The sequence below is a fragment of the Nocardia sp. Tas62D01 genome, from assembly GCF_055232035.1.
In genome coordinates this window covers 1-21,296 of the sequence record NZ_JBUYUZ010000001.1, presented here as the reverse complement: position 1 = coordinate 21,296, position 21,296 = coordinate 1, and the positions used below count along the sequence as shown (strand labels likewise).

The 21,296-nt window shown below is 66.0% G+C and carries 21 protein-coding genes and 4 pseudogenes; 12 read left to right on the top strand and 13 right to left on the bottom strand.

Annotation, left to right across the window (positions count from 1 at the left end):
- Positions 1 to 113 precede the first annotated feature (113 nt).
- The 3 genes and pseudogenes from ACV7NQ_RS00125 to ACV7NQ_RS00115 form a co-directional block, all read right to left on the bottom strand.
- Positions 114 to 332 (bottom strand): annotated as a pseudogene (locus ACV7NQ_RS00125) (hydroxyisourate hydrolase); the annotation flags it as partial.
- Positions 319 to 654, bottom strand: a complete 336-nt coding sequence (locus tag ACV7NQ_RS00120) for a 2-oxo-4-hydroxy-4-carboxy-5-ureidoimidazoline decarboxylase (protein ID WP_463357701.1) — start codon at positions 652 to 654, stop codon at positions 319 to 321. The gene ACV7NQ_RS00120 and the pseudogene ACV7NQ_RS00125, both read right to left, overlap by 14 nt.
- Positions 642 to 815: a hypothetical protein gene (locus ACV7NQ_RS00115; protein WP_463357700.1), complete on the bottom strand. Its 174-nt coding sequence runs from the start codon at positions 813 to 815 to the stop codon at positions 642 to 644. The genes ACV7NQ_RS00120 and ACV7NQ_RS00115 overlap by 13 nt, the downstream gene beginning before the upstream one ends.
- Positions 816 to 1,184: 369 nt before the next feature.
- Between ACV7NQ_RS00115 and ACV7NQ_RS00110 the strand changes: the two genes are divergently transcribed.
- The 6 genes and pseudogenes from ACV7NQ_RS00110 (at position 1,185) to gcl (ending at position 6,130) form a co-directional block, all read left to right on the top strand.
- Positions 1,185 to 1,544 (top strand): TIM barrel protein, encoded by a 360-nt coding sequence (locus ACV7NQ_RS00110; RefSeq protein WP_463357699.1) that lies wholly within the window; start codon positions 1,185 to 1,187, stop codon positions 1,542 to 1,544.
- Positions 1,545 to 1,558: 14 nt separating this feature from the next.
- Positions 1,559 to 2,443 carry an NAD(P)-dependent oxidoreductase gene (locus ACV7NQ_RS00105; protein ID WP_463357698.1) on the top strand — a complete coding sequence of 295 codons (885 nt, stop codon included), beginning with the start codon at positions 1,559 to 1,561 and terminating at the stop codon, positions 2,441 to 2,443.
- Between the two features lie 8 nt (positions 2,444 to 2,451).
- A pseudogene (locus tag ACV7NQ_RS00100) lies at positions 2,452 to 3,099 on the top strand (glycerate kinase); the annotation flags it as partial.
- Entirely contained in the window at positions 3,089 to 4,024 is a 936-nt protein-coding gene (locus ACV7NQ_RS00095; RefSeq protein WP_463365467.1) for a glycerate kinase, read from the top strand. The pseudogene ACV7NQ_RS00100 and the gene ACV7NQ_RS00095, both read left to right, overlap by 11 nt.
- A pseudogene (locus ACV7NQ_RS00090) lies at positions 4,012 to 4,264 on the top strand (allophanate hydrolase-related protein); the annotation flags it as partial. The gene ACV7NQ_RS00095 and the pseudogene ACV7NQ_RS00090, both read left to right, overlap by 13 nt.
- 82 nt (positions 4,265 to 4,346) lie before the next feature.
- A pseudogene (gcl, locus tag ACV7NQ_RS00085) lies at positions 4,347 to 6,130 on the top strand (glyoxylate carboligase).
- A gap of 312 nt (positions 6,131 to 6,442) precedes the next feature.
- On the opposite strand, the gene ACV7NQ_RS00080 reads toward gcl, so the two are convergent.
- The 4 genes from ACV7NQ_RS00080 to ACV7NQ_RS00065 all read right to left on the bottom strand — a co-directional run bounded on the left by ACV7NQ_RS00080 (position 6,443) and on the right by ACV7NQ_RS00065 (position 9,842).
- Positions 6,443 to 7,477 (bottom strand): YncE family protein, encoded by a 1,035-nt coding sequence (locus tag ACV7NQ_RS00080; protein ID WP_463357697.1) that lies wholly within the window; start codon positions 7,475 to 7,477, stop codon positions 6,443 to 6,445.
- Between the two features lie 333 nt (positions 7,478 to 7,810).
- The gene (locus ACV7NQ_RS00075; RefSeq protein WP_463357696.1) at positions 7,811 to 8,716 is read right to left on the bottom strand and encodes a hypothetical protein; all 906 of its coding nucleotides are present in this window, start codon (positions 8,714 to 8,716) and stop codon (positions 7,811 to 7,813) included.
- 269 nt (positions 8,717 to 8,985) lie between these two features.
- Positions 8,986 to 9,345 (bottom strand): restriction endonuclease, encoded by a 360-nt coding sequence (locus ACV7NQ_RS00070; protein WP_463357695.1) that lies wholly within the window; start codon positions 9,343 to 9,345, stop codon positions 8,986 to 8,988.
- The gene (locus tag ACV7NQ_RS00065; protein WP_463357694.1) at positions 9,294 to 9,842 is read right to left on the bottom strand and encodes a hypothetical protein; all 549 of its coding nucleotides are present in this window, start codon (positions 9,840 to 9,842) and stop codon (positions 9,294 to 9,296) included. Before ACV7NQ_RS00065 ends, ACV7NQ_RS00070 begins: the two co-directional genes overlap by 52 nt.
- A gap of 379 nt (positions 9,843 to 10,221) precedes the next feature.
- On the opposite strand from ACV7NQ_RS00065, the gene ACV7NQ_RS00060 reads away from it, so the two are divergent.
- The 3 genes from ACV7NQ_RS00060 (at position 10,222) to yczE (ending at position 12,162) form a co-directional block, all read left to right on the top strand.
- A complete protein-coding gene (locus tag ACV7NQ_RS00060) occupies positions 10,222 to 10,443 on the top strand; it encodes a hypothetical protein (protein WP_463357693.1) in 222 nt (73 codons plus the stop codon).
- Positions 10,444 to 10,590: 147 nt separating this feature from the next.
- The gene (locus ACV7NQ_RS00055; RefSeq protein ID WP_463357692.1) at positions 10,591 to 10,731 is read left to right on the top strand and encodes a hypothetical protein; all 141 of its coding nucleotides are present in this window, start codon (positions 10,591 to 10,593) and stop codon (positions 10,729 to 10,731) included.
- A gap of 705 nt (positions 10,732 to 11,436) precedes the next feature.
- A complete protein-coding gene (gene yczE / locus ACV7NQ_RS00050; protein WP_463357691.1) occupies positions 11,437 to 12,162 on the top strand; it encodes a membrane protein YczE in 726 nt (241 codons plus the stop codon).
- 209 nt (positions 12,163 to 12,371) lie between these two features.
- On the opposite strand, the gene ACV7NQ_RS00045 is transcribed toward yczE, so the two are convergent.
- Positions 12,372 to 12,563, bottom strand: a complete 192-nt coding sequence (locus ACV7NQ_RS00045) for a GFA family protein (protein WP_463357690.1) — start codon at positions 12,561 to 12,563, stop codon at positions 12,372 to 12,374.
- Positions 12,564 to 13,328: 765 nt separating this feature from the next.
- On the opposite strand from ACV7NQ_RS00045, the gene ACV7NQ_RS00040 reads away from it, so the two are divergent.
- The 3 genes from ACV7NQ_RS00040 to ACV7NQ_RS00030 all read left to right on the top strand — a co-directional run bounded on the left by ACV7NQ_RS00040 (position 13,329) and on the right by ACV7NQ_RS00030 (position 14,622).
- Positions 13,329 to 13,562 (top strand): winged helix-turn-helix transcriptional regulator, encoded by a 234-nt coding sequence (locus tag ACV7NQ_RS00040; RefSeq protein WP_463365466.1) that lies wholly within the window; start codon positions 13,329 to 13,331, stop codon positions 13,560 to 13,562.
- Between the two features lie 62 nt (positions 13,563 to 13,624).
- Positions 13,625 to 14,281: a hypothetical protein gene (locus ACV7NQ_RS00035; RefSeq protein ID WP_463357689.1), complete on the top strand. Its 657-nt coding sequence runs from the start codon at positions 13,625 to 13,627 to the stop codon at positions 14,279 to 14,281.
- 161 nt (positions 14,282 to 14,442) lie between these two features.
- Complete coding sequence (locus ACV7NQ_RS00030) at positions 14,443 to 14,622, top strand: hypothetical protein (RefSeq protein WP_463357688.1); 180 nt, start codon at positions 14,443 to 14,445, stop codon at positions 14,620 to 14,622.
- Positions 14,623 to 15,543: 921 nt separating this feature from the next.
- Here ACV7NQ_RS00030 and ACV7NQ_RS00025 read toward each other — a convergent pair.
- From ACV7NQ_RS00025 to ACV7NQ_RS00005, 5 genes are all read right to left on the bottom strand, one after another.
- Complete coding sequence (locus ACV7NQ_RS00025; RefSeq protein ID WP_463357687.1) at positions 15,544 to 15,957, bottom strand: hypothetical protein; 414 nt, start codon at positions 15,955 to 15,957, stop codon at positions 15,544 to 15,546.
- A 214-nt stretch (positions 15,958 to 16,171) separates the two neighbouring features.
- A complete protein-coding gene (locus ACV7NQ_RS00020) occupies positions 16,172 to 17,080 on the bottom strand; it encodes a recombinase family protein (protein ID WP_463357686.1) in 909 nt (302 codons plus the stop codon).
- A gap of 160 nt (positions 17,081 to 17,240) precedes the next feature.
- Positions 17,241 to 18,590, bottom strand: coding sequence for a TniQ family protein (locus tag ACV7NQ_RS00015; protein WP_463357685.1), 1,350 nt, complete (start codon positions 18,588 to 18,590; stop codon positions 17,241 to 17,243).
- Complete coding sequence (locus tag ACV7NQ_RS00010) at positions 18,587 to 19,498, bottom strand: TniB family NTP-binding protein (RefSeq protein WP_463357684.1); 912 nt, start codon at positions 19,496 to 19,498, stop codon at positions 18,587 to 18,589. The genes ACV7NQ_RS00015 and ACV7NQ_RS00010 overlap by 4 nt, the downstream gene beginning before the upstream one ends.
- Positions 19,492 to 21,159 (bottom strand): transposase, encoded by a 1,668-nt coding sequence (locus ACV7NQ_RS00005; RefSeq protein ID WP_463357683.1) that lies wholly within the window; start codon positions 21,157 to 21,159, stop codon positions 19,492 to 19,494. The genes ACV7NQ_RS00010 and ACV7NQ_RS00005 overlap by 7 nt, the downstream gene beginning before the upstream one ends.
- Between the last annotated feature and the right edge of the window lie 137 nt (positions 21,160 to 21,296).

Below are 21,296 nucleotides of genomic sequence, written 5' to 3'. Positions count from 1 at the left end.
CGTTTGTGCAGGTCCATTCCGATGATCACCGTCACCGGCGCATCCTCCCTGTCGCCGTGTGATGTCCGTGCGGGAAGGCACCGGGAAAGAAGCGGTCGCGATCGCCGAAATAGCTTGCGGGCGTCGAAGATCAGGCGATAGTCGTCGGCAGCCACCCGCTCGGGGCCGATGACGGTGACGCGCCCGTCGTCGTCGGTGCTGGCGGAGCCCATCTCCCGCCAGCCGTCCTCGGCGCGGGCCTCCAGCCGCACCGCGACGCCTCGGGCCGGGTGGCCGGCGGCGCGGTGTCGAGCACATGCGTGGTGATGGCGCTGCGGGTCACGGGATAACAATCCGTTCCAGCCGCTTTCGCGCGATCGCGGCGAGTTCTGTTCGGGTGACGCCGATTTCGGTGTCCGGATCGTTGGTCAGCCGCGCGGTGAGATCTGCGAGCATTTCGTGACCGCTGCGGCCGGATGCGCACACTAGATAGATGTGCCCGAACCTGGTCTCGTAGGCTACGTTTCCCTCGCGCAGCCGCGCGGCCAGTTCGGTGTCGGCGCTGTCGACGCCGGACTGTTCGCGCGCGGCCGGTGAGTCCGCGGCGGTGGCCGCGCCGATGCGCGGATGGTCCGCAAGCGCCTCACGGACCTGCACCTCCGTCAGCGCGAGCACCGCGCCTCGGTCAGTTCCAGCAGCGCGTCACGACCCGCGTAAGGGCGAGCAGCGCTTACCTTGTCGGACCAATCCGCCAGGTCCACAACGTCATTCAGGGATGCGCGCCAAGCGTCGGCGGCCAGTTCGTTGATCCAGGAAATCGTGAGCGGTTCCCTCACGGGATACACCTCCGTCCGGAAGACGGGATGGCCATAGTTCTACTATGCGGAATCGAAATTCCATTTGTGGAGTAGGTCGAGTCCCGAGTCGCTGCCAACGGGTCGGCACAGGTCCGTCCAGATTTTCCGCAAAGTGTTGACCGCCACACCCCGACCAGCTATCGTCAATTCAATTAACGGAATAAAGATTCCACATTGCGGAAGCTAGTTGGCATCGGCGTCCACCCGGTCTCCGCCAGGACGACGGCCCAACCGACCCGATTCCTGCCTCAGCGGGACGACGGCACACCCTGGCACCCGGTCCGCACGGGCACGACAGGTCCAGGCACAAGAAGAGACCGAATGACTCGAGAACCACTCCCTTAGGCGGTGAACTTGTCCATCCTGTTCACCGAGCTGCCACTACTGGAGCGTCCCGCCGCGGCCAAGGCGGCCGGCTGGGGTGCCGGGCGTTCAATGCCTTGTACGGCAACCGGAGGCCTGCTCGCAGACCTCTACCACCTGGCCACTAACGGTGACGATCTGGACAAGGTGATCGAGCAGTACAGCGACCGCATCGCCCACGTCCAGATCGCCGACGCTCCCGGCCGGCACCAGCCCGGCACCGGCGAGCTCGACATCTTCGGCTACGTCGACAAGCTCGGCGCGGCCGGCTACAGCGGCTACGTCGCCGCCGAATACGTCCCGAGCGGTGCCAGCGCCGCCAGCTTCGTCTGGCTGCCACAATGACAAGGAGAAACTGAATGAGCAAGATCGGATTCATCGGCCTGGGCATCATGGGTTCGCCCATGGCGAGCCATTTGGTGAAGGCCGGGCACGAGGTCGTCGGCTACACCCTCAACACCGAGGCGTTCGAGCGGCTCGAGGCCGACGGCGGCAAGGCGGCCGGCAGCATCGCCGAGGCGGTGGCCGACGCCGAGATCGTCATCACCATGCTGCCCAACCATCCGCAGGTCGAAGACGTGGTGCTCGGTGCGGACGGCGTCTTCGTCCATGCGCCCGCGGGTGCGCTGCTGATCGACTTCTCCACCATCCGCCCCGAGAGCTCGATCGCCATCGCCGAGGCCGGCGCCAAGGCCGGGTTCCGGGTGCTGGACGCGCCGGTATCCGGTGGCCAGGCCGGCGCCGAACAGGGTGTGCTGTCCATTATGGTCGGCGGCACCGAGCTCGACTTCAACGCTGCCACAGCGATTTTCGAGGTGGTCGGCAAGACCTACATCCACGTAGGCCCGCACGGTGCCGGGCAGGTCGTCAAGGCGGCCAACCAGCTGGTCGTCGGCGGCACCTATGCGCTGGTTGCCGAGGCGATCATGTTGATGGAGGCGCTGGGCGTCGACGCAGGCAAGGGCCTCGACGTGCTGGCCGGCGGCCTGGCCGGCAGCCGCATCCTCGAACTCAAGCGCAAGTCGATGGTGGCGCGCGAGTTCGCCCCCGGATTCCGGATCGACCTGCACCACAAGGACATGGGCATCGTCGCCGACGCCGCGCGCCAGGCCGATGTGTCGCTGCCGGCCTCCGCGCTGGTCGCCTCGCTCATCGCGGCGGGTCGCGCCCAGGGCTACGGCTCACTGGATCACTCGGCACTGCTCAAGGTGATCGAGAACCTCAACGGCCACGGCGAGAAGTAGACCTAGCCATGAACGCGCCGCGAATCGTACTGGCCCCGGACAAGTTCAAGGGTTCGCTGACCGCCGGGGCGGTCGCCGCCGGGATCCGGCGGGTGCGCCCCGACGCCGAAATCCGCTGGGTGCCGGTGGCCGGCGGCGGGGAGGGGACGGTGGACACGGCGGTCACCGCCGGGTTCGACTGTACAGAAGTCGAAGTCAGCGGACCGACCGGGAATCCGGTGCGAGCGGCCTTCGCGCACAACGGCGATACCGCGGTCGTGGAGACGGCCGCAGCATGCGGGCTGTCTCGACTGCCGGGAGGCTCGCTCGCCCCGCTCACCGCGACCAGCCTTGGTGTCGGCGAACTGGTGCGAGCAGTGCTCGACACCGGTTGCCGGACAGTAGTTCTCGGCGTGGGCGGCAGTGCCGGCACCGACGGCGGCGCCGGTCGGCTGGCAGGACTGGGCGCGGCGTTACTGGACGCGGACGGGCGCCCGGTGGGTCCAGGTGGCGGTGCTCTCACCGACATCGCGTACCTGGACCTGCACAAGCTCGATCCGCGTGTTCACGAGGTGGAGCTGGTGCTGGCCAGCGACGTCGACAACCCCTTGCTCGGAACACGCGGTGCCGCTAGTGTTTTCGGTCCGCAAAAGGGGGCCGGTGCGGATGAAGTGGCCGCACTGGAGGCAGGGCTCGCCCACTGGGCTCGGCTGGTCGCCCAGCGCACCGGCTTCGATGCCGCCGGTCGGCGGCATCGGGTTCGCGGCGATCGCCGTGCTCGGTGCCCGCCGCGCCGGCGGCATCGACGTCATGCTCGACCTGGTCGGCTTCGAGCGCAGCCTCAAGGGTGCGAATCTCGTTGTCACCGGGGAGGGCTCGCTCGACCAGCGGACCCTGCACGGCAAGGCGCCCGCCGGGGTCGCGGCACGGGCCGCGAAGGCCGGGGTGCCGACGATTGCGGTGGCGGGCCGGCGACTGCTCGATGAGGGGCAGTTGCGGTCCGCCGGGTTCGAGGCCGCCTACGCGCTCACCGATCTGGAACCGGATCTGCAGCGCTGTCAGGACGAGGCCGCGGCATTACTGCAGCGCCAAGGAGAGCGGATCGCCCGCGATCAACTCGCCGAACCGGTGTCGCACCGAAGGCGTCGTGAAGCTCGCCCCGTCGTCCGGGTGGAAGCCGGAAACCCAGCCGCCGTTTCCGGCTTCCGCCCGCACGGCGGGAGCCGTCCGACAGAAGGCCACCTTCATCGCGCCGGACAGACCAACGGGCACCTTCAGTCGGTGTGCCCACCGCAGCATCGCTCTCGCGGAGGTCGGAACCTATCCCGCCGTCAAACGGGTTCCGACTTCCGCCGGACCGATGCCGCGTTCAACGGCCGCATCACCCCGCCGGCCGGCAACACCTGCACGACCGCTTCACCGCCACCACCGACGGCGATCGACCCGAACGGAGACCCCGATGGTCCTGATGTTCCTCAACGGCGACGGCATGCGCGGCGGCCGCCTGCACGAGCAACTGAAAGGCGCACCGCTGCTGCGCAAAGGCACGCAGCGCCCCGAAGTACCGCTACTACTCGGTCGCCGACCGATTTCCCGCCATGATCGCCACCGACGTAAACGGGCGTCCGGTCACCGGCGAGGTGTACGAGGTGCCGATGGAAGTCTTGCGCGACAACCTGATCCCAGCCGAACCCCGGGCTCGAGCTCGGCCTCGTCGAACTCGACGACGGCACGGCCTGCCTGGCCATCGTCCTGCGCGAGAACCAACTCGGCTCCCCCGATCTGATCGACATCTCCGACATCGGCGATTGGCGCGCCTACCGCTCGGCATGCGAAGGGTGACGGCGCCGTGCACCGCGCCGGCCGGTAGCCGGACTGAGATACCAACTGACACTGGATAATTGGAGAATATGTAAGGCCACGCATGCGGGCCGTCGACGCGGCCGTCAAGATCCTGGAGCTGGAAGGCGCCACACAGGCGTTCGGTCTGCCCGGCGCCGCCATCAACCCCTTCTACTCGGCGCTGCGCGCGCACGGCGGCATCAAGCACGTGCTCGCCCGCCACGTCGAGGGCGCCTCCCATATGGCCGAGGGCAACACCCGGACGGCCCACGGCAACATCGGCGTGTGCATCGGCACCTCTGGCCCCGCCGGCACCGACATGATCACCGGCCTGTATTCGGCTATCGCCGACTCGATTCCGATCCTGTGCATCACCGGGCAAGCGCCGACCTCCCGACTGCACAAGGAGGACTTCCAGGCCGTTGACATCGCCTCGATCGCCGCGCCGGTCACCAAGATGGCGGTCACCGTGCTGGAGCCGGCACAGGTCCCGGTGCGTCCCAGCAGGCGTTCCACCTGATGCGCTCCGGCCGCCCGGGTCCGGTGCTCATCGACCTGCCAATCGACGTGCAGCTCGCCGAGATCGAATTCGACCCCGACACCTATCAGCCGCTGCCGGTGTACAAGCCGGCGGCGACCTGCGCGCAAGCCGCCAAGGCGCTGGATATGCTGACCGCGGACCAGCGGCCGCTGATCCTCGCCGGCGGCGGCATCATCATCAACGCCGGCGCCGAGGACCTGATGGTCGAGCTCGCCGAGCTGCTGAACGTGCCGGTGGTGCCCACCCTGATGGGCTGGGGCATCCTCCCCGACGACCACGAGCTGGCCGCGGGCATAGCCGGCCTGCAAACCTCGACCCGCTACGGCAACGCCACGCTGCTCGCGTCGGACTTCGTTATGGGCATCGGCAACCGGTGGGCCAACCGCCACACCGGTGGGCTGGAAACCTACTGTAAGGGCCGCACTTTCGTGCATGTGGACATCGAGCCGACGCAGATCGGGCGGGTGTTCGCCCCCGACTACGGGATCGCCTCCGACGCCAAGGCGGCGCTGGAGCAGATGATCGCGGTCGCCAAGGAGCGCAAGCAGGCCGGCACGCTGCCCGACTATTCGGCGTGGGTGGCCGACTGCGTGCAGCGCAAGCAGACCATGCACCGCAAGACGCACTTCGGCAACATCCCGGTCAAGCCGCAGCGGGTGTACGAGGAGATGAACCGGGCGTTCGGCCGCGACACCCGCTACGTGTCCACGATCGGCCTCTCGCAGATCGCCGGCGCCCAGATGCTGCACGTGTACAAGGCGCGCAACTGGATCAACTGCGGCCAGGCGGGTCCGCTCGGGTGGACGGTGCCGGCCGCGCTCGGCGTGGTCGGCGCCGACCCGGAGGCGAATGTCGTTGCACTGTCGGGTGATTACGACTTCCAGTTCATGATCGAGGAGCTCGCGGTCGGTGCCCAATTCAACCTGCCGTACGTGCACGTGCTGGTGAACAACTCCTATCTGGGCCTGATCCGGCAGGCGCAGCGGGCCTTCGACATGGACTACTACGTCCAACTCGGCTTCGACAACATCAACGCCGACGACTCAATGGGCCAGGCCAAAGGCTACGGCGTCGACCACGTGCAGGTCGCCGAGGGCCTGGGCTGCAAGGCGATTCGCGTCGAGGACCCGAACGAGATCGGAGCCGCGCTGCAGCGGGCTCAGCAGCTGGCCAAGGAGTTGAGGGTGCCGGTGGTGGTCGAGATCATCCTCGAAAAGGTCACCAACATCGCGATGGGTGCTGCCGACATCGACAACATCACCGAATTCGAGGACCTCGCCGAGACCGCGGCCGACGCCCCCACCGCCCTGCTGCCGCTGGCATGATCCGGAACTGATCGATCAGCTCGGCTCTCGGGCGCGCTCCTGCCAGCCCCGCCGCACCGGCGATCCAGGTGCGGCGGGGAGTAGTCCTGAGCGAACGGTTTCTGTGCCGTGAGTTGTTGTACCCAAGTGAAGTCGGCCGACAGCAGTTCGGTCAGGACCCCATCGCGAGCGCGAAGGGCAGGACGTGCACCAAAAGCGCTTCCAGCAAACGCTGCACGTCTTCGAAACGCCGCGTTCGGAGCCGCCGGTGCAGGAGCAGTCCGTTATGGAGCGCTCCTGCACCGGGTGTCCGCTTGGAGTGCAGCGCTGCGGCTACAGTCCGAACCGCATGACGCCGCCGGCGGCGGTCGCCGTCGGAGCCACTGGCACGAACACGTTTCCGGTGTTCGAGTCGACCGCGACGGAGTGGGCGTCGCTGACAGTGGGAAGGTTGGCGATCCAGGTATTCGACCCGGCGTCGATGATGCCGAGAACCGGCGTGAACGTTGCGCCCTTCACGCCGGTCTGCGACGTCCCGTTCGCCGTCCAATTGCGCGATGCGGTGTAGTACCGGTTGAGCTTGGAGTCGTAGGCAACCTCATCCGAGCCGCCGACCGAGGTAATCGTCTTGACGATCGAACCGTTGGTCGCGCTCACGATCTGGGTGATCTGCGGACTCCCCTCCGGCGCGTCGCAGCCCACGACCAGGTTCTCTTTGGGCCCGAGTGCCAGGCCCGTAGGCCCGCAGGCCCCCTCGGCGTAGGTCGCGCTCACGGTCGGCGTCCCAGCGACGACGCTGGCCGCCGAGATCACGTCGAGCTCACCCTCCGGGTTCGCCGGCGTGCCGTCGTTGTTGATGAAGAAGTTCTTCGTCCCGGGGTCGTACACGCACTGTTCGAGACCTTTCGAGCCAGCGAAGGCATGCGTCGCTTTGACGGTGTTGGTCGTCGTCGAGATCCAGGTCGTGTACGGCGGTGAGTCTGCCGGGTTCGCGAACATCATCAGCTTGTCGGCCGGGTCGTAGCAGCCCTCGTCGGTGCGAAACCCGGCGCTCCCCGTCGCGATCGTCGCGGAGGTCGTTCCCGCGACCGGGTCGACCACCTTCACCGCGTTGACGTCGCCGACGTAGACGACGCCCGGGGTGGACACGACACCGTCCGGCCCGGAAACGTCGTTCGTCGCCTTCGCGCCGGTGAAGCCGGGAACTTCGTGCAGTGCAAACGAGGTCGTGTCGATGATGTCGAGCGCCGAGTTCGTGCGGTCAGCGAGATAGTACCGGTGCGCTGCCGGGTCGACAATGCCGATGTCGTCGGAAAACTTGCCGCCCGCCGGGAGATTCGGCAGCGGGATCATCTGCTTGAACTGCACGTTGGGTGCCGGAACGCTCGGAACGGACGGGTTGGAATTGCTGCAGGCGGCTACTGTCCCAAGCAGCAAGCAAGCAACGACTGGAAAAAACCGACGCATGTCGGACCCACTTTCATATGAAAACGCGTGCCGAATAGGCCGTCACCACCGACACGTCGTGCACACACCATACTGCTGGTGGGCCGGAGGCGCCCGTGGGGAATCGGATCGACTTCGCCGCATACGGGGTGGCGCACAAGGCCGCCCGGGATGCGATCAAGGAACGCGACCACGACCTCGCTGTCGAGCGTGCTGTGGCTGCTGGCTTTGCGCGTCGAATCCGGGTGACAGTGTTCAAGATTGGCCATCTTTCCGCGGACCGACCCTGGGCTCCGGAAGTCCGAGCCCCGAGCAGCTTCTGGATGAATCGGCAACTGGCGCAACAGAGCAGACAAACTCGATCACCCGAACGTCGTTGACGTCCAACTCATGCCAGTCGTTGCTTGCAGTCAGATCACATGCAAGAATTAGTTCGCGCCAAGTCCAGTCCGGAGGACGCTCCCTGGTTAGTTGAATCGCAGTCGCCACACCGGAACCCGTCCCGGAGCTGCCGCCATCGGGAACATCCAGCTGCACGGCGTCGAGCAAGTCGCCTGCCTGCTCGCCGCTGAAGAAACGTGCGACTATGGCCTGCACGGTCGTTTCCCGGGTTTCTGCGCTCGCGGCGAGGCCCTCGTAGACCTCAATCGCCAGCCCACCACGGGGATTAACCTCATTGAGCCACTGCAGAACGCCGCCGTGAGCTCTCGGCACGTCGTCGACATCGGGGAGCTCCCACCAATCGGTATGTGCGAGCGCCACAAATGGGTACTGTGGTGTCGCTGCGCTATTCTCAGGAAGACCGAAATCACCCAACAGGTTTCGCAGTTCATCACGAGCATCCGACCACCGAACCAGCCGAGGAAGACCTCGCCGTGCCCGGCCAATCGCCCACAGCAAAACAAGTGCCTGATGGCGCATTGGCCGATCGCGCGCACCGGCGGTACGTAGCTGGCCAACCAGATCGACCAGATCGATCCCGTTCACAGCAGTGGCCGGCCGAAGCAGGCCCGTTCGACTTCGGCCTGACACCTCGAACCCGAGCGAACGCAGGTGACTCGCAACGGTGTCTTCGCCGCCGCCGAAATCCTTTGGCCGCAGCGGACTCAGGCCTCGCAGATGTCCATGAGCAACACCAGCGATGGCTTTTGAGTCATACAATCGCCCCTCGACGCTGACGAACTATGTTCGCGCTCGCCCGAACCCATACTTGGACAGAAAACTATCCCGCCCCAGCTCATCAATTCACCCATCGCGGCGAGCACGACAGATCTGGTTACGTCCCCAAGTCCTACAGCCCGGACTGTAGCGCGACCTACTGACAGCGAACGTAGTCCCTGCTACCACGGCCGTCCGCTGGTCGCGGCCCAACACTTCGGCTGCGTCGGAACCTGGTAGTGCCTGACCATCCGACAGTCCCCGTCCAGCTGTCATGGCCCAGCTGTCGGCCTCCGCCGGCGAGAAGGTTTCATCGTGCCGGGGATGATGTCTTTGCCGAGATGTTCCATGATCAGGTATTTCAGCTCCGGTCCATCTATGAGTTGCATGCGACGGTGTCGTTCAGCGAAATCCGTGCTGGCCTTGCCGAACCATGATGTCGTCACCAGTACGCCGCGGCTGGCATGCATGTCTTCCATGACGCCAGCCAGCGCTCGAACCGCGTCGATCCCGACGACGCCGCAATACCGCTTGGCCTGAATGACGCACTCGCCACCCATGACCGGGTCGGTATTGATCGCTACGGCGTCAATGCCGTCGTCTTTGGACTCTTGGGTGTTCCACGACTGCATGCCATCGCCTCGAAAAGTTGCCGCACCAGCCGCTCGAACTCGTACGGCGTCATGTCCAACAGCACGGGCCGCGAATCGAGGCTGCTAGCGACGTCCACCGAAGGGCCGAGCTTGTAGCGCGACAGGTCTGGATCGAAGATCGGCCGTACAGGCTCGAGGTCCCAAGGATGCGGTGAAACGATCGCATGCAAATGCCGAAGGCACTCAACCGGATCCAGCTCCGTGAGCACCAGCTCACCGAACTGCTCCCTCGTGGCGGAGACGCTGATCAGGCACTGGTCCTCCGGCTGACCGGTCGCCTTGTTCCTCCCGGCCACCAGACCATTGATGGCGACCTCGTTGACCAGCGACGCGGGCTGGACGGCAAATGCATCGCGCATCGTCAGCAAGACCAGTTGGCCGAGCAGATCGGCGTATCGCTGCCGGAGTTCCTTCACCGGACGCACCGTGCTCACGATTTCATTCCAGCCCGGCTTCGAGAAGTTCCTGTCGCTCATCTCGCTTGTCCAAATTCGTGACCGTCCTTCCCCAGTTCGACGGACCCCGGCTACCGCCGGTTCCAGCGGGCGAAGTTAGTTCCGCCAGTCGCCTCTCCGCCCCGACTTGCTTCCGCCCGCAACCGAACCCGCCGTGCCACGAAATCGGTCCGGCCGACCCGCTTTCCACCCCCGCAACGGCCTCCGGGCATGATCAGAGACTGTTGCGAACTCGCCACAGATCCGGCATGATCTGACCTGCAAGGATTCGAGCCCAATCAGGTTGAGCCACAACAGATCTAACTGGCGATAGAATCAAAGACGTCGAGGTGTCCGGCACCGGCTGGCGGGTCGCCCGGGGGTCCGGTGTGTCGTTCGACGGCCCGGTGATCGAGGGCACTTGGGCACTATTCGCGCCCTGGTCGGCACCGGCTGGATGCCGGACACGACTGGGGCGCTGCTGATCCTGGAAGAGGTGTTCGTGCCCTGGGTCCAGGTCGACGTGGCCCTGACCCACCTGCGTTTGGCTGGGGTGTTCGACCGGATCGCGGGCTTGCTGGTCGTCGTCCCGGTCGACAGTGCCCGCGAGGACGCCCCCGACGAGATGCTTACGACGAGCTGATCCTGCGCTGCGTCGGTGGCAGCTTCCCCGTCGTCACCGGCGCCGAATTCGGGCACACCGCAACCAAGTTCCCTCTGCCGCTGGGCCTCCGCTCGATCTGACCGGTACCCACCCGGTGCTGCGCTACCTCGAGAACCTGGTGACCCCATGAACCCTGAGACCACCGTGATCGACCGGGTGTCGTCCACGTCGACAGCACGCTGCGCCCGCAACGGGTCGACGAGCATCGGCAGCCTGCCTACGCGCGGCTGCTGCACGCGGCTGCTCTATCGGGCCACGGTCGTGTGAGCAGGCATCGCCGCGCCGGGTGCGGTGCCCTCGGCGCGGTGGCGGCGCTCATTGAGACACGGTCTCGATCACGGGCAGCCACGACACGGCATTGTCCTTGAAGGACTGGTGGACACGGGTCAGGGCACTGTGGTCGTCGAGACCCTTATGGATGGGGTTTAGGGCTGTGACCATTGACCATCGGTTGTGCCGAGTTGTGTGGGGACGCCCGCTTCTTATCGGCCCGTGATGCGGGTTATCTGAAGAGCTTGCTCGAGCTGTTCCTTGAGGAGATGGTTGTCCAGCGTAAGCCGTGCGAGGCCGGCGGTGGCCATGCCCATCTGCTCGCGGAGTTCCCGGTTGGCGCGGCGGAGTTTGGCGTTGCGTGCGACCAGTGAATTTGACTGCGCGAGTGATGTGGAGCTTCGCGGCGTCGGTACTGAGCTGCTGTGCAGCTTCCATCCCGACCTCGGTCCCAAGCGTTCCGCCGTACCGGGTTACGAATCGATTCCCAAAGATGGGAATAAGAGGAGGAACCAGACGGTGGCGACGTGACTACAGTGCACTTCGCGGAGGGTGAGCCCCTGGACCATTTCGTGCGGATCAACTGCGGCCGGACAGGTGCGCTCCTGAGCGAAGCCGGCAGGCGGATCAGGCGTGCACTGAGTCATCTTGAGTCCTGACGTCTATCGACGCAGGCAGGCAGACACAAAGAAGCCGACTGACGTGGAGCAGAAGATCACGAACGACAATAAGCAAGGACTCAGCGAGGAGGAACGCGACAGGGGTCCGTCCCGTACACGACCGTCCCTGCCGCCTCTCACCTACGTCCCCCTCGGTGAGCGACCGCTCATACGGTTTCCCCAATTACTGGTCGGTCTCGCCCTTTACGGGTTCAGCCTCTCGGTCATGGTCCGCACCTATCTGGGCGTCAATCCCTGGAGCGTCCTGTACGAGGGGCTGCAACACCACACACCCCTGAGTTTCGGCATGATCAGTGCCCTGCTGGGCGTTCTCGTGCTCCTGCTGTGGATCCCCCTCAAGCAGAAGCCGACATTGGGTACCTTCGCCAACATCATCGTCGTGGGGTTCTCCTCCGACCTGGGTCTCTCGCTCATCCCCCAACACCTCGGGCTCGCAGCCCGGGTTGTCCTGGCCATCGGGTGTGTCGTGCTCAACGGCTTGTCCATCGCCGTCTATGTCGGCGCGCGCTTCGGCCCCGGCCCCCGCGACGGGCTGATGACCGGCACGTCCGCCACGACCGGGCGTTCCATCCGGCTCATCCGCACCTTGATCGAGCTCGCCGTGCTCGCGGTGGGCTGGGTCCTCGGCGGGACCGTGGGTGTCGGCACGGTGCTGTACGCGCTGCTGGTTGGCCCCGTCGCCCAATTCTTCCTGCCCTGGTTCGCCTACCGGAGGACCACCGAACGCGCAGTGGAAGGGGGTCGCTGACCAGCCGCTCCAGGGTCGTGATGCCCGGGCGGCAGGGCATTGCGCTCCAGTAGCCACGCCACCGCGAACAGCGCTTTGGGAGGCGCGTGACCGGGACCTGCGGCACCGGCCAGACTGGCCTACGGGCCAGCCTGAACTGGCTCAGTCCTGTGCGCCGACGATCGGAAGCCACGGGACGGCGTTGGGGCGGAAGCTTAGTCGCTCGGGTATCAGGCCGCCGTGATCGTCGAGGCCATCATCGTGACTCCGACCATCGAGTCGCCCTCATCGAGAGTCGCCACCGTACTGCCACACGTGCCACAGGAGCCTCGCCGAGTCGTCGGGAACGTGTAGTACCAGACAGGCTCGCCGCCAGGTCCGTTCCACTCGAATCCTTCCAGCGGGAAAGAAACCCACGCCATCACCGGCGCACCCGAAAGTCGCTGGCAATGTGGACAACTACAGGTGCGGCCAGTCGGCCTCCGCTTCGGCGCGGAAGCGGAGAAGTCACAGACAGCCACCCTCATACATCATTTTTCCCTCTCGCTTGAAACACATTGTCACTGTGGTGAATTGACGTCTACGTGCTGAATTTGCCGGGCGTTGACCCCGCCAGCGTAGAGCACCTGCGCGGGCCGGGCGGGGACTTCGAGTGCGCGCCGCGGCCCGCTGCCCCGGCGGCAGGTTGCGGTACCAATGACGTGTGTTCTCGCGCGAAATTGATCTGTTGTTCATCCGGCCCCGTACGTGAAATCATTCCTGGTCACAGATACTGGGTGGCTGAGGAGTCGAACAAAAGGTCCGTCGATGTTTATGGTGCGCGGGTCGTGGGTTTGGGCGAGCACGGTGCCCTCGGTTCACTGCACTGACGCTGGTGTCCTGATGGCATGGAGGGATAACTCAGTGGGCGGAATCGCTCCGTCGGAACGCGATCCGGTCGTCATCGGGTTCTGGGGAACCACCGCCGGCAGCGAAAGACATCCGCCGCGACCGTGCCGACGAGATCCTCGGCACACCCCGTACCGACGCGGATGATCGCTGAATCGCGCATGGCCTCGCCCCTCCTGCAGCGCCACGCGCGTCGTAACTTGATGTCATCACAACTACTGGCACCGCGCACCGGACCACACGCGGTAACCCCGCGACCTAGGCTTTCATGATCATCGTCCTGCCCGGCTACCGACTCGCTGTCGCAGTGCACGGCGCGACTTCGCAATCTGGTGTGCAGCCGTCGGCTACACCGCACTGCCCGCCGACCTTCGACGATCCCGCCGCAGGTGGAGTATCGGCTCACCGAGACCGGACACAGTCTGGCCGCGGCGATCGGCGCGCTCGCCGACTGGTCGCGAGATCACAAGGACGTCATCGCCTCGGCCCGGCAATGCTGGGATGTCGAACACGGCGTCGACGGAACCGAATGACCGCGATAGTTGTCGCGGGGCGGTTGAATAGACAGAGATACCCGTCCGATAGGGAGGTTCCGATGACTGTTTCCGCCCGTGCACTGCTCGACGGTATCCAGGCGGAGCTGGGCCCGCACGACGACGACAACCGCTTGATCCCGCTGATCACGGCGGGTAAGGCGCCGCTGGCGGTCTTCGCGGCGATCGCGGCGGAGGAGCAGCTCATCACCAGCAGCGACTGGCGCAGCTTCCACGCCATGGCGGCGCGGGCGGACGAACCGCACACCAGTGTCTTCTTCAGCGGGCTCCCACCGGGCGAGCAGCAGGCGAACGGCATGCTGGACGCGCTGGTGGCGGCGGTGGGACCCGACCAGGGCATGGAGCTGCCGAGGGCCGGCTGCCAGGCGTATCCGGCCTACGTCGCCTGGTTGGCGATGCACGCCGAACCCTCCGCCGCCGCAGCGGGTATCTACTCGAATTTCACCGCATGGAGCCGCTACTGCAAGGCCGTAGCCGAGGCGATGCGCACCCACTACGACTTCGACGACCCCGCGTGCGCGTTCTTCGACTTCTTCGCTGCCGAGGTCTCCGAGATCGAGCAGCGGGCCCTCGCCGCCATACAAGCCGGACTCGACACCGGGCGGCTGAAGCCGGGCGAGGCGCATTTATACGCGAGGCTGTTCCAGAATTACGAGCTCATGTTCTGGAACACCCTCGCCGACGAGTTCTCGGTGTAGCCTAACGCCGCTCGGTAAGCTGCTGAGTTCCCGTGATACGCAGCAGTTCCAGCGCCGAAGTCGCCGGGAACCCACTGGCACGCCGTCTATGAGCACGCGGCTGGGAACGGAAGGTCATCAGCTCCCCAGTACGCGAGCTGTCCGCCGATGGGTTCGACGAAGTGATCGGCGCGTGGATGTGGCTGCGTACGAGCATGATCGGTGGGCGGCGGGTCATCGCGTTCGACGGCAAAACCGTGCGCGGAGCCCGCGACGCCGCCGGGAACCTGACGCATCTGCTGGCTGGATTGTGCCAGCGCACCGGCATGGTGCTTGTCGATGTTCGAAGTTGTCTGCACTGATGTTCGGAGTGCTCTGCACTGCGCATTCAGGGGCCTGCCGAACAGCGACAGTGGGCGGCAGAACCGAGTGGGCGAGGTGATTCGAGAACGCGGGCACGCCATCAGAAGGGTTAAACGCGGGTTAAACTAGTCAATTCGGGCAGTTGCGGTGCGTGCAGCCCGGCGGGCCATCGAGTCGGCAGCGCCGGACGTTTTTCTCGGCTTGGTTTGTGGTCGTTCGTGATGTCGGTCGATGTGGATACGCTGCGGGTATGGCCCTGTCGATGGAGTGCAGCGACGTCCGGTGGGCGCTGGCCGCCGCGCTCGATGTCGATCTCGACGTCGCCGACGACTACCCGATTGCGGACTATCTGTCCGAACCCGATGACGATGATCCGACGTATGACTGGCGGCCGTCGGTGATGGCGTTCGATATGAGCGGCGTCCCGGGACAAAACCGATGTCGCCTGGATCGCGTGGCCCGGCTGATTCCACACCGTCCACAACACCGCGGCGAGGTCTGCGCGCGGCCGGCAGATGTTCGATCCGCACGGGTGTGGAAGGCTCTGCCAGTCCCGGCCCGTGGCTGCGACCCGGGCCCTGCACGTGCGCGTTCTGACGTTGTACCAGCAGAGGCAGACCCCAGCCGAGATCGCGACGACCGTCGCCTGCTCGGTCGATGAGATAGAGCGGATCATCATGTTCCACCGGTGAAAACCGGCTGGTTCGGTGTGGCCGGGATCTGGTGCAGGCAGTCCAGAGTGAGATGTCAGTAGAATTCGTCACCGGATGTCAGTTCCGACTTGCCTGTTCGGGGATGCAAGGCGAAGTTCAGAGATGCGTTACAAAGAGGGCAGACTGCAGTAGCTGCAGGAAGCCAGGGATGCCCGCGACCAGTCCCTGGGATTGCGGGCATCCTGCCGTAAATGTGCTTGGCGGCGATCAGCGGCAGTGCGAAGGCTCCGAATACCAGACGTTCCACCCCGGATCAGAGGCGCCTCCCCAGATGATGCAGACACCCGGAGCGGTCACCTTCACCGGGCCAGCGTAGTTAGTGTATTCGCCCTCGTCATTGATGTTGCTGTAAATTCCGTCTACGTCTTTCGCGATGGAAGCCAACATCATGGTTTTGGTTCCGGGGTTGTTCTTCGTCGTGACTACGCAGTCGGTGGTGCCGTTGTAGAGCAGGTGGATACGTGCGCCGGGGATGTCGTGGTGATCGATTTCGTGGTAGTTGCTGCCGCATGCCTCGGCCGGGGTCGCTACCGCATTCGCCGGGCCGGCCACAGCTATTGAGCCAGCGACGACCGCCGACGCGGCGAAGGCCAGCCTGACTGCCTGGGTGAGTGTGCGCATCTACTCCACATTCGTTCTGTGCCCGCTGGTGCGGACAAAAGCTAGAAAATATGAGATAGATATCGTACGAGTCACATTCAACCGATCGCGTCGATCGCCTCCCCAGTGGTGGTTGGTTGTGGCACCCCGACAGGGGCGAGGCGCATCCATGAGCCCGTCCCGGCGCAGGCGGGCGTGTGATGTTGGGGCACATCCGAACACCCGCTCATGATCATCATGTAGTCGCGTTGTGCAGTCGATCCCGGTAGATCCGGTATGCCTTGCGGTCGGCGGCCGACGCGCTCTCACCGACTGTTTCGGCAGCAGCCAGTAGCGTCCGGTGGACGTGCGGCGGCGCGGTGACGTGCAGGCTGTAGCCCTGTCCGCGTCGTATCTCCCGGCTCTGTTGCAGAGCGCGGCGCTCGGTTTCGCCGAGGTCGGCGGTATGGCCGGTCAGGTGGCGGGCGATCTTGCCCGGGATCTCGATCCGGATCGGGCCCGGTTCGTCCATGCGGGCGGGTGCGGGTTGTTCGGGGCGGCCGGGCAGAAGGTCGGCGAGGGCGGTGCGGATCGCAACTCGGCTCACCTGGTGCCGGCGGGCCAGAGCAGCGATTGTCGCCCCTTCGCGGAATTCCTGGCGTACCTGGTCCAACGCCCCGTTCGTGGCGACCTGTGGGCGGCGTCCGGATCGGGCGCCTTGTGCCCAGGCGGCGGCCAGGCCCTCGCGGGTGAGTTCGTTTTGCAGGTCGCGCTGGAATTGGCCGACCGAGATCAGCACGTTGACCAGCATGGTGGTGGTCGCGTCGGCCGCGGCAAGATCGGTGATGCCCGATAGCGCCCCGGACAGGACCCGCAGCTTCACCCCGTGCAGCCGGCACCAGTCGCGCACGGTGAGGATGTCGGCGAGGTCGCGGCACAGCCGGTACAGCTCGGACACGGTGAGCTGGTCACCGGGGCGCGCATATCCGGCCAGCCGACGGAACCCGTCGCGTTCGAGTGCGGGGATCTTCGATGAGGTGGCCGGGTCGGCGAACAATTGCACACCGTCTGCGCCGTCGACGAGACCGGCCTCGCCGATCAGGTGGGTCTGGCGTGCGGTGCTTTGCTCGTCGGTGGACACCCGTGTGTAGACGAGTTCGGCCATCGCAGCGCCCTTTCACCTCGACCCGATTAGCTTCCATTCACCGTTCTATCTGTCGTCAAACCCTGTCGTCAATCGGGAACGGACCGCATTGGATCGATTGCGCCGTTTCCGCATGATCCGGACGGCGCGGAAGCCGCACTGACTACATGTCTTCAAAGGGTCATTTGACGACATCAACGGATCCGTTTCGGCGGTCGGGTGCGCGCTCGCGAGCCTGGACCGACAGGCCATGTCGGTCGCCGATCCACTGGGGGAGGTCGTCCAGGCGCATGCCCATCTTGCGGATCACCGCGAAGACGTCGTCGTCGCACATCGGGCACAGCCGTGTGGCGTACTCGGTCGTCGTGGGCAGGAAGTCGGTGGAGATGCCGAGGATGACGAGAAAGTCGCGTTCGCGCTCGAAGTGCTCCAGTGTCCGGACCGACAGGGTCGCCAGCGCGAGCAACTGCTGCGCGGTCGCCGGATCTACGCGGGCGCGGTCGATCGCCGCGGTCACCTCGGTGATCGCGGTCCTCCAGGCGGTCACCAGCGGTGTCGGTCTGTCGCCCTCGTACACCGGGGTGTGCGGCGGGGTCACCAGCGCCGAGGCGAACTCGCCGTCGGCGGTGATCCGCCGCGCCGCGACGAGGTCGAGCGCGACCGCCGCCGCGTGGCGCATCGCTTCCTGCGTCGGCGGGTCCATCAGTTCGTAGGGTTTCCAGGCGCTCAGCCCGCCGCGCGGCCCGCGGCCGGTGCTCTGCCAGATCAGTTCGAGGCGCGCCTTCGTACGCTGGCGGCGACCGAGCAGGCTGACCTCGTCCAGCAAGCTCCGCAACAACCGCAGCCACACGGCCACGTGGATCGGGCGGCCGGGCAGGCGAACCTGGCCGGTGGCCAGGCCCTCGTAGGTGAGACGGTCCAGCCTTGCCAGCGGTTCGGGAACCGGGATCGGTTGTAGGCGTTCGTGTTCGGGAAGAAGAAGCTTCCACCTATCGCGGTTGTCGATGAGGCGGCATCCGTGCTCGGCACACCCGGTCACCAGCGGCAGTTTCCACGCCAGCGCCTGGGGCCGCGCGGGGTCGGTGGCGCAGACTGGGCAGTGCCGCTGCCGGTATGCGGGACCCGGCATCCAGGGCCCGCGCCAGCGCCGCTCGGTCACATGGTTGCGGCCGGCCTCGCCGGGGCGCAGCAGCACCGAGTTCTGCCGCACGTAGGTGTCGAACACTTCCTGCGCTTCGAAATCGCGCACGCCGGCTTTGTCGAGCAACCACGGCGTCCACCCGCCCAACGTCATTGTCTTCAGGTGTCCGGGATCGACTCCGGTCCGCTCGACCAGCGCTTTCGCCAACGGTTCGGGGACCTCCCACCGGTCGTCCTCGATGAGGTGCGGGGATAGTTCGGGCACGAGGGCGGCGAGCAGTCGTTTGACCGGCATTCGGTAGATCCCGGCCAGTCGCCCCAGCCAGGATGACAGCGACTCCAGGGGGTCCGGTTGCGGATGCAGCGGCCATCGCGTGGATGGCGCGGTCACGCCAGTTCGCGTTCGAACATCCGACGGCGTTCGGTCGGCCCTGCATAGGACGCCATCACCAGCGTGCTCTGGTTGATCGCCTCCTGGCCGGACTCGATGGCCGCGATCGCGGCATCGGTCAGCAGCGCGGTCAGCTCGCCGATGGTGCCCTCGCTGCGAGTCAGCAGATAGGTGGCCATTTCCGCGGTCCCGATCGCCGAGGGCCGGCGCAGCGGGAACGCGGCGGCGAAGCTGGCCAGCAACGCACACCCCTGAGCGTCGGGCTGCCACCGAGGAAGCAGGAACGGGGCGAACCGGTTCTCCAGTTGCGGGTCCGACCGGATCGCCAGATAGGCGTCGTTGGTGCCGACCCCGACCAGCGGAATCCGCAGCTCGTTGCCGAGGAACCGCAACAGGTTCAGAAACTCCCGCCGGACCGCGCTGTTGCGGCCGCCGAGGATGTTGTGCAGCTCATCGATCACCAGCACACGGACACCGGTAGCCCGCAGCAGGCTCAGCACCAGCTGCTCGAGGTCGGCCAACCGTGGCGCGCGGGCCCGCATCGGCGCGCCCAGGGCGGCCAGTAGCGCGGTGTAGAACCGGGTCACCGACGGCTCGGAGGGCATCTGCACCGTCAGCACCGGGATCTGTTCACGATCCGAATGTGACACCGGCGGATGAGTCCGGCAAAACTTCTCGATGATCATCGACTTGCCGTTGTTCGTCAGGCCGACGATCAGCAGATTCGGCATCCGCTGCTTACTGGGCGTGTCCAGCAGCGTTTCTAACCTGGTCAGGGCTTCGGTGGCGCGGGTGTAGCCGATCCACCGGTCCCCACGCACATACCGCAACCGCTCCTCGCCCGGCAGCATAGCGATCGGCTGCGCCGACGGGTGCAGATGCGACAGGTCCGGTTCACCGTTCACCATTGCTCGATCACCTCGAACGGCTTCACGGGTCCGGGCGCTGTGTCGGCGGGTGGTTGCGGCGCAACCAGAGACGGTCCCTGGCGCGGCGGGGTGTTGTTGCGGCGGCGCTGCCCGTCGCGGCGGGCCTTGCGGCTGGCCGAGGTCGCGGCGTCGGTGATGTGCCGCATCTGCTCGACCATCGCGAACAGCGCGTTCTCGTCGATCTCGCCGCGGCCCTGCTCCCGCAGCCGCGCCACCGCCGCGGTCTGCTCCCACACACTGATCGCAGGCCGTGACCACGTCCGATACGGCACCTCCAGATATTCGCCGGTGTCGGGATGCAGGGCCCAGATGCGGGAGATGTCGCGCGGATCGCGGCGTAAGACGAACTTGCCCAGTGGTTCCCGGCGCGCGATCAGCGGTTTCAGCGCGTCGCAATAGTATTGGACGTGGTCGAGCCGAAATCCGCTGCGGGTCAGAGATCTCCGGATCACCGGTAGGAAATCGACCAAGAACGCGGTCGCGTTGGTCACGGTCTTCGGGGTTCCCTGCTCAGCTGCCTTGTCCGTCCACACCCCGCCCGGGGGCCGACCGCCCAGCCCGTCGTGCGGTTCACCGTGATAGCAGGCCACCGCCAGGGCCATCCACCGCTGCAGTTCGGTCAGGGTGAGCACGGCTTTCGCGTCACTGTCGTAGCCGCCGCGCTCCCCTGGGTTGGAGAACGTGGTGCCCGGCAGCTCATGGGTCAGCCGCATCATGGTGCCGACCAGGCGTTCGATGATGCCGCCGTAGTGCGGTGCGCCCGGCGGCCGGTAGTCGATGTCGATGCCGTGCTGCTCACAGCCGCGGCGCAGGGCTTCGCTCTTGAACTCGCTGGCGTTGTCGACATACAACTTGGCCGGTTTGCCGCTCATCGGCCACACCGCATCCAGCCCCAGGCGTTCGAGCCAGGCCCGTTTGTCGATCGCCATATGCGCCAGGCACAGCCCGACCGACGCCGCTGACGGCGCTTCGAGGGTGATCACCAGCCCAGGAACGCATTTCGACGCCTCGTCGATCGCCGCGGTCACATACGGCCGGCCGATCGGCAACCGGTGCAGCTCATCGACCACGATCACATCCGCCGGAGTGTGATCGATCTGCACACGCTCCAACAGACCCTCCACCGGCGGCGTGGAACCACCCGCCGCGCGGCGTGAGCGGGCCGCGTCGGAGCCCTCCCGCACGGTGATCGCCTTCACCTGGTCCAACCGGCCGATCCGCCGCACCACCGCCGACCGCGACGGCGGCCGCAGGCCCTTGGCCCGGCATTCATGGGTGATCTCGCGGCAGATAACCGCCACCGAACGACGCTGCCGCGTCAGATACCTCGCCCGCAGCACCTTCCGCACTATCGCTTCCACCTCATCGCCCAGCCGCTCACCACCACGACCACCACTCGACCTACCGGGCAGCAGATCCGAGGCTAGACCGTCCCCCGCCCGCCACCGCTTCACCAGCGCATACACCTGCCGGCGTTTCAACCCCAGCTCCGCACCGGCTTCACCGGCAGCCGCTGCGCTCACCCGATCGTGGCGCGCGAGACGACCGATCACCTCCGCCCGGCGCACTGCAGACTGCCAACGCGACTCATCCGCGGTGACCACACCGCGATCCACAGCCGTGGCCGTATTCTCGGACATACCGCAGCTCTCTCGTGCACACGAGTTCGAACGAAAAGCACGGTAGTGCAGACGAGTTCGCGACACGCCGATGTCCGAAGTCCACTGCAAACAGAACCGAACCCCAGGACAACAGTGCAGAGGAGTTCGAACATTGA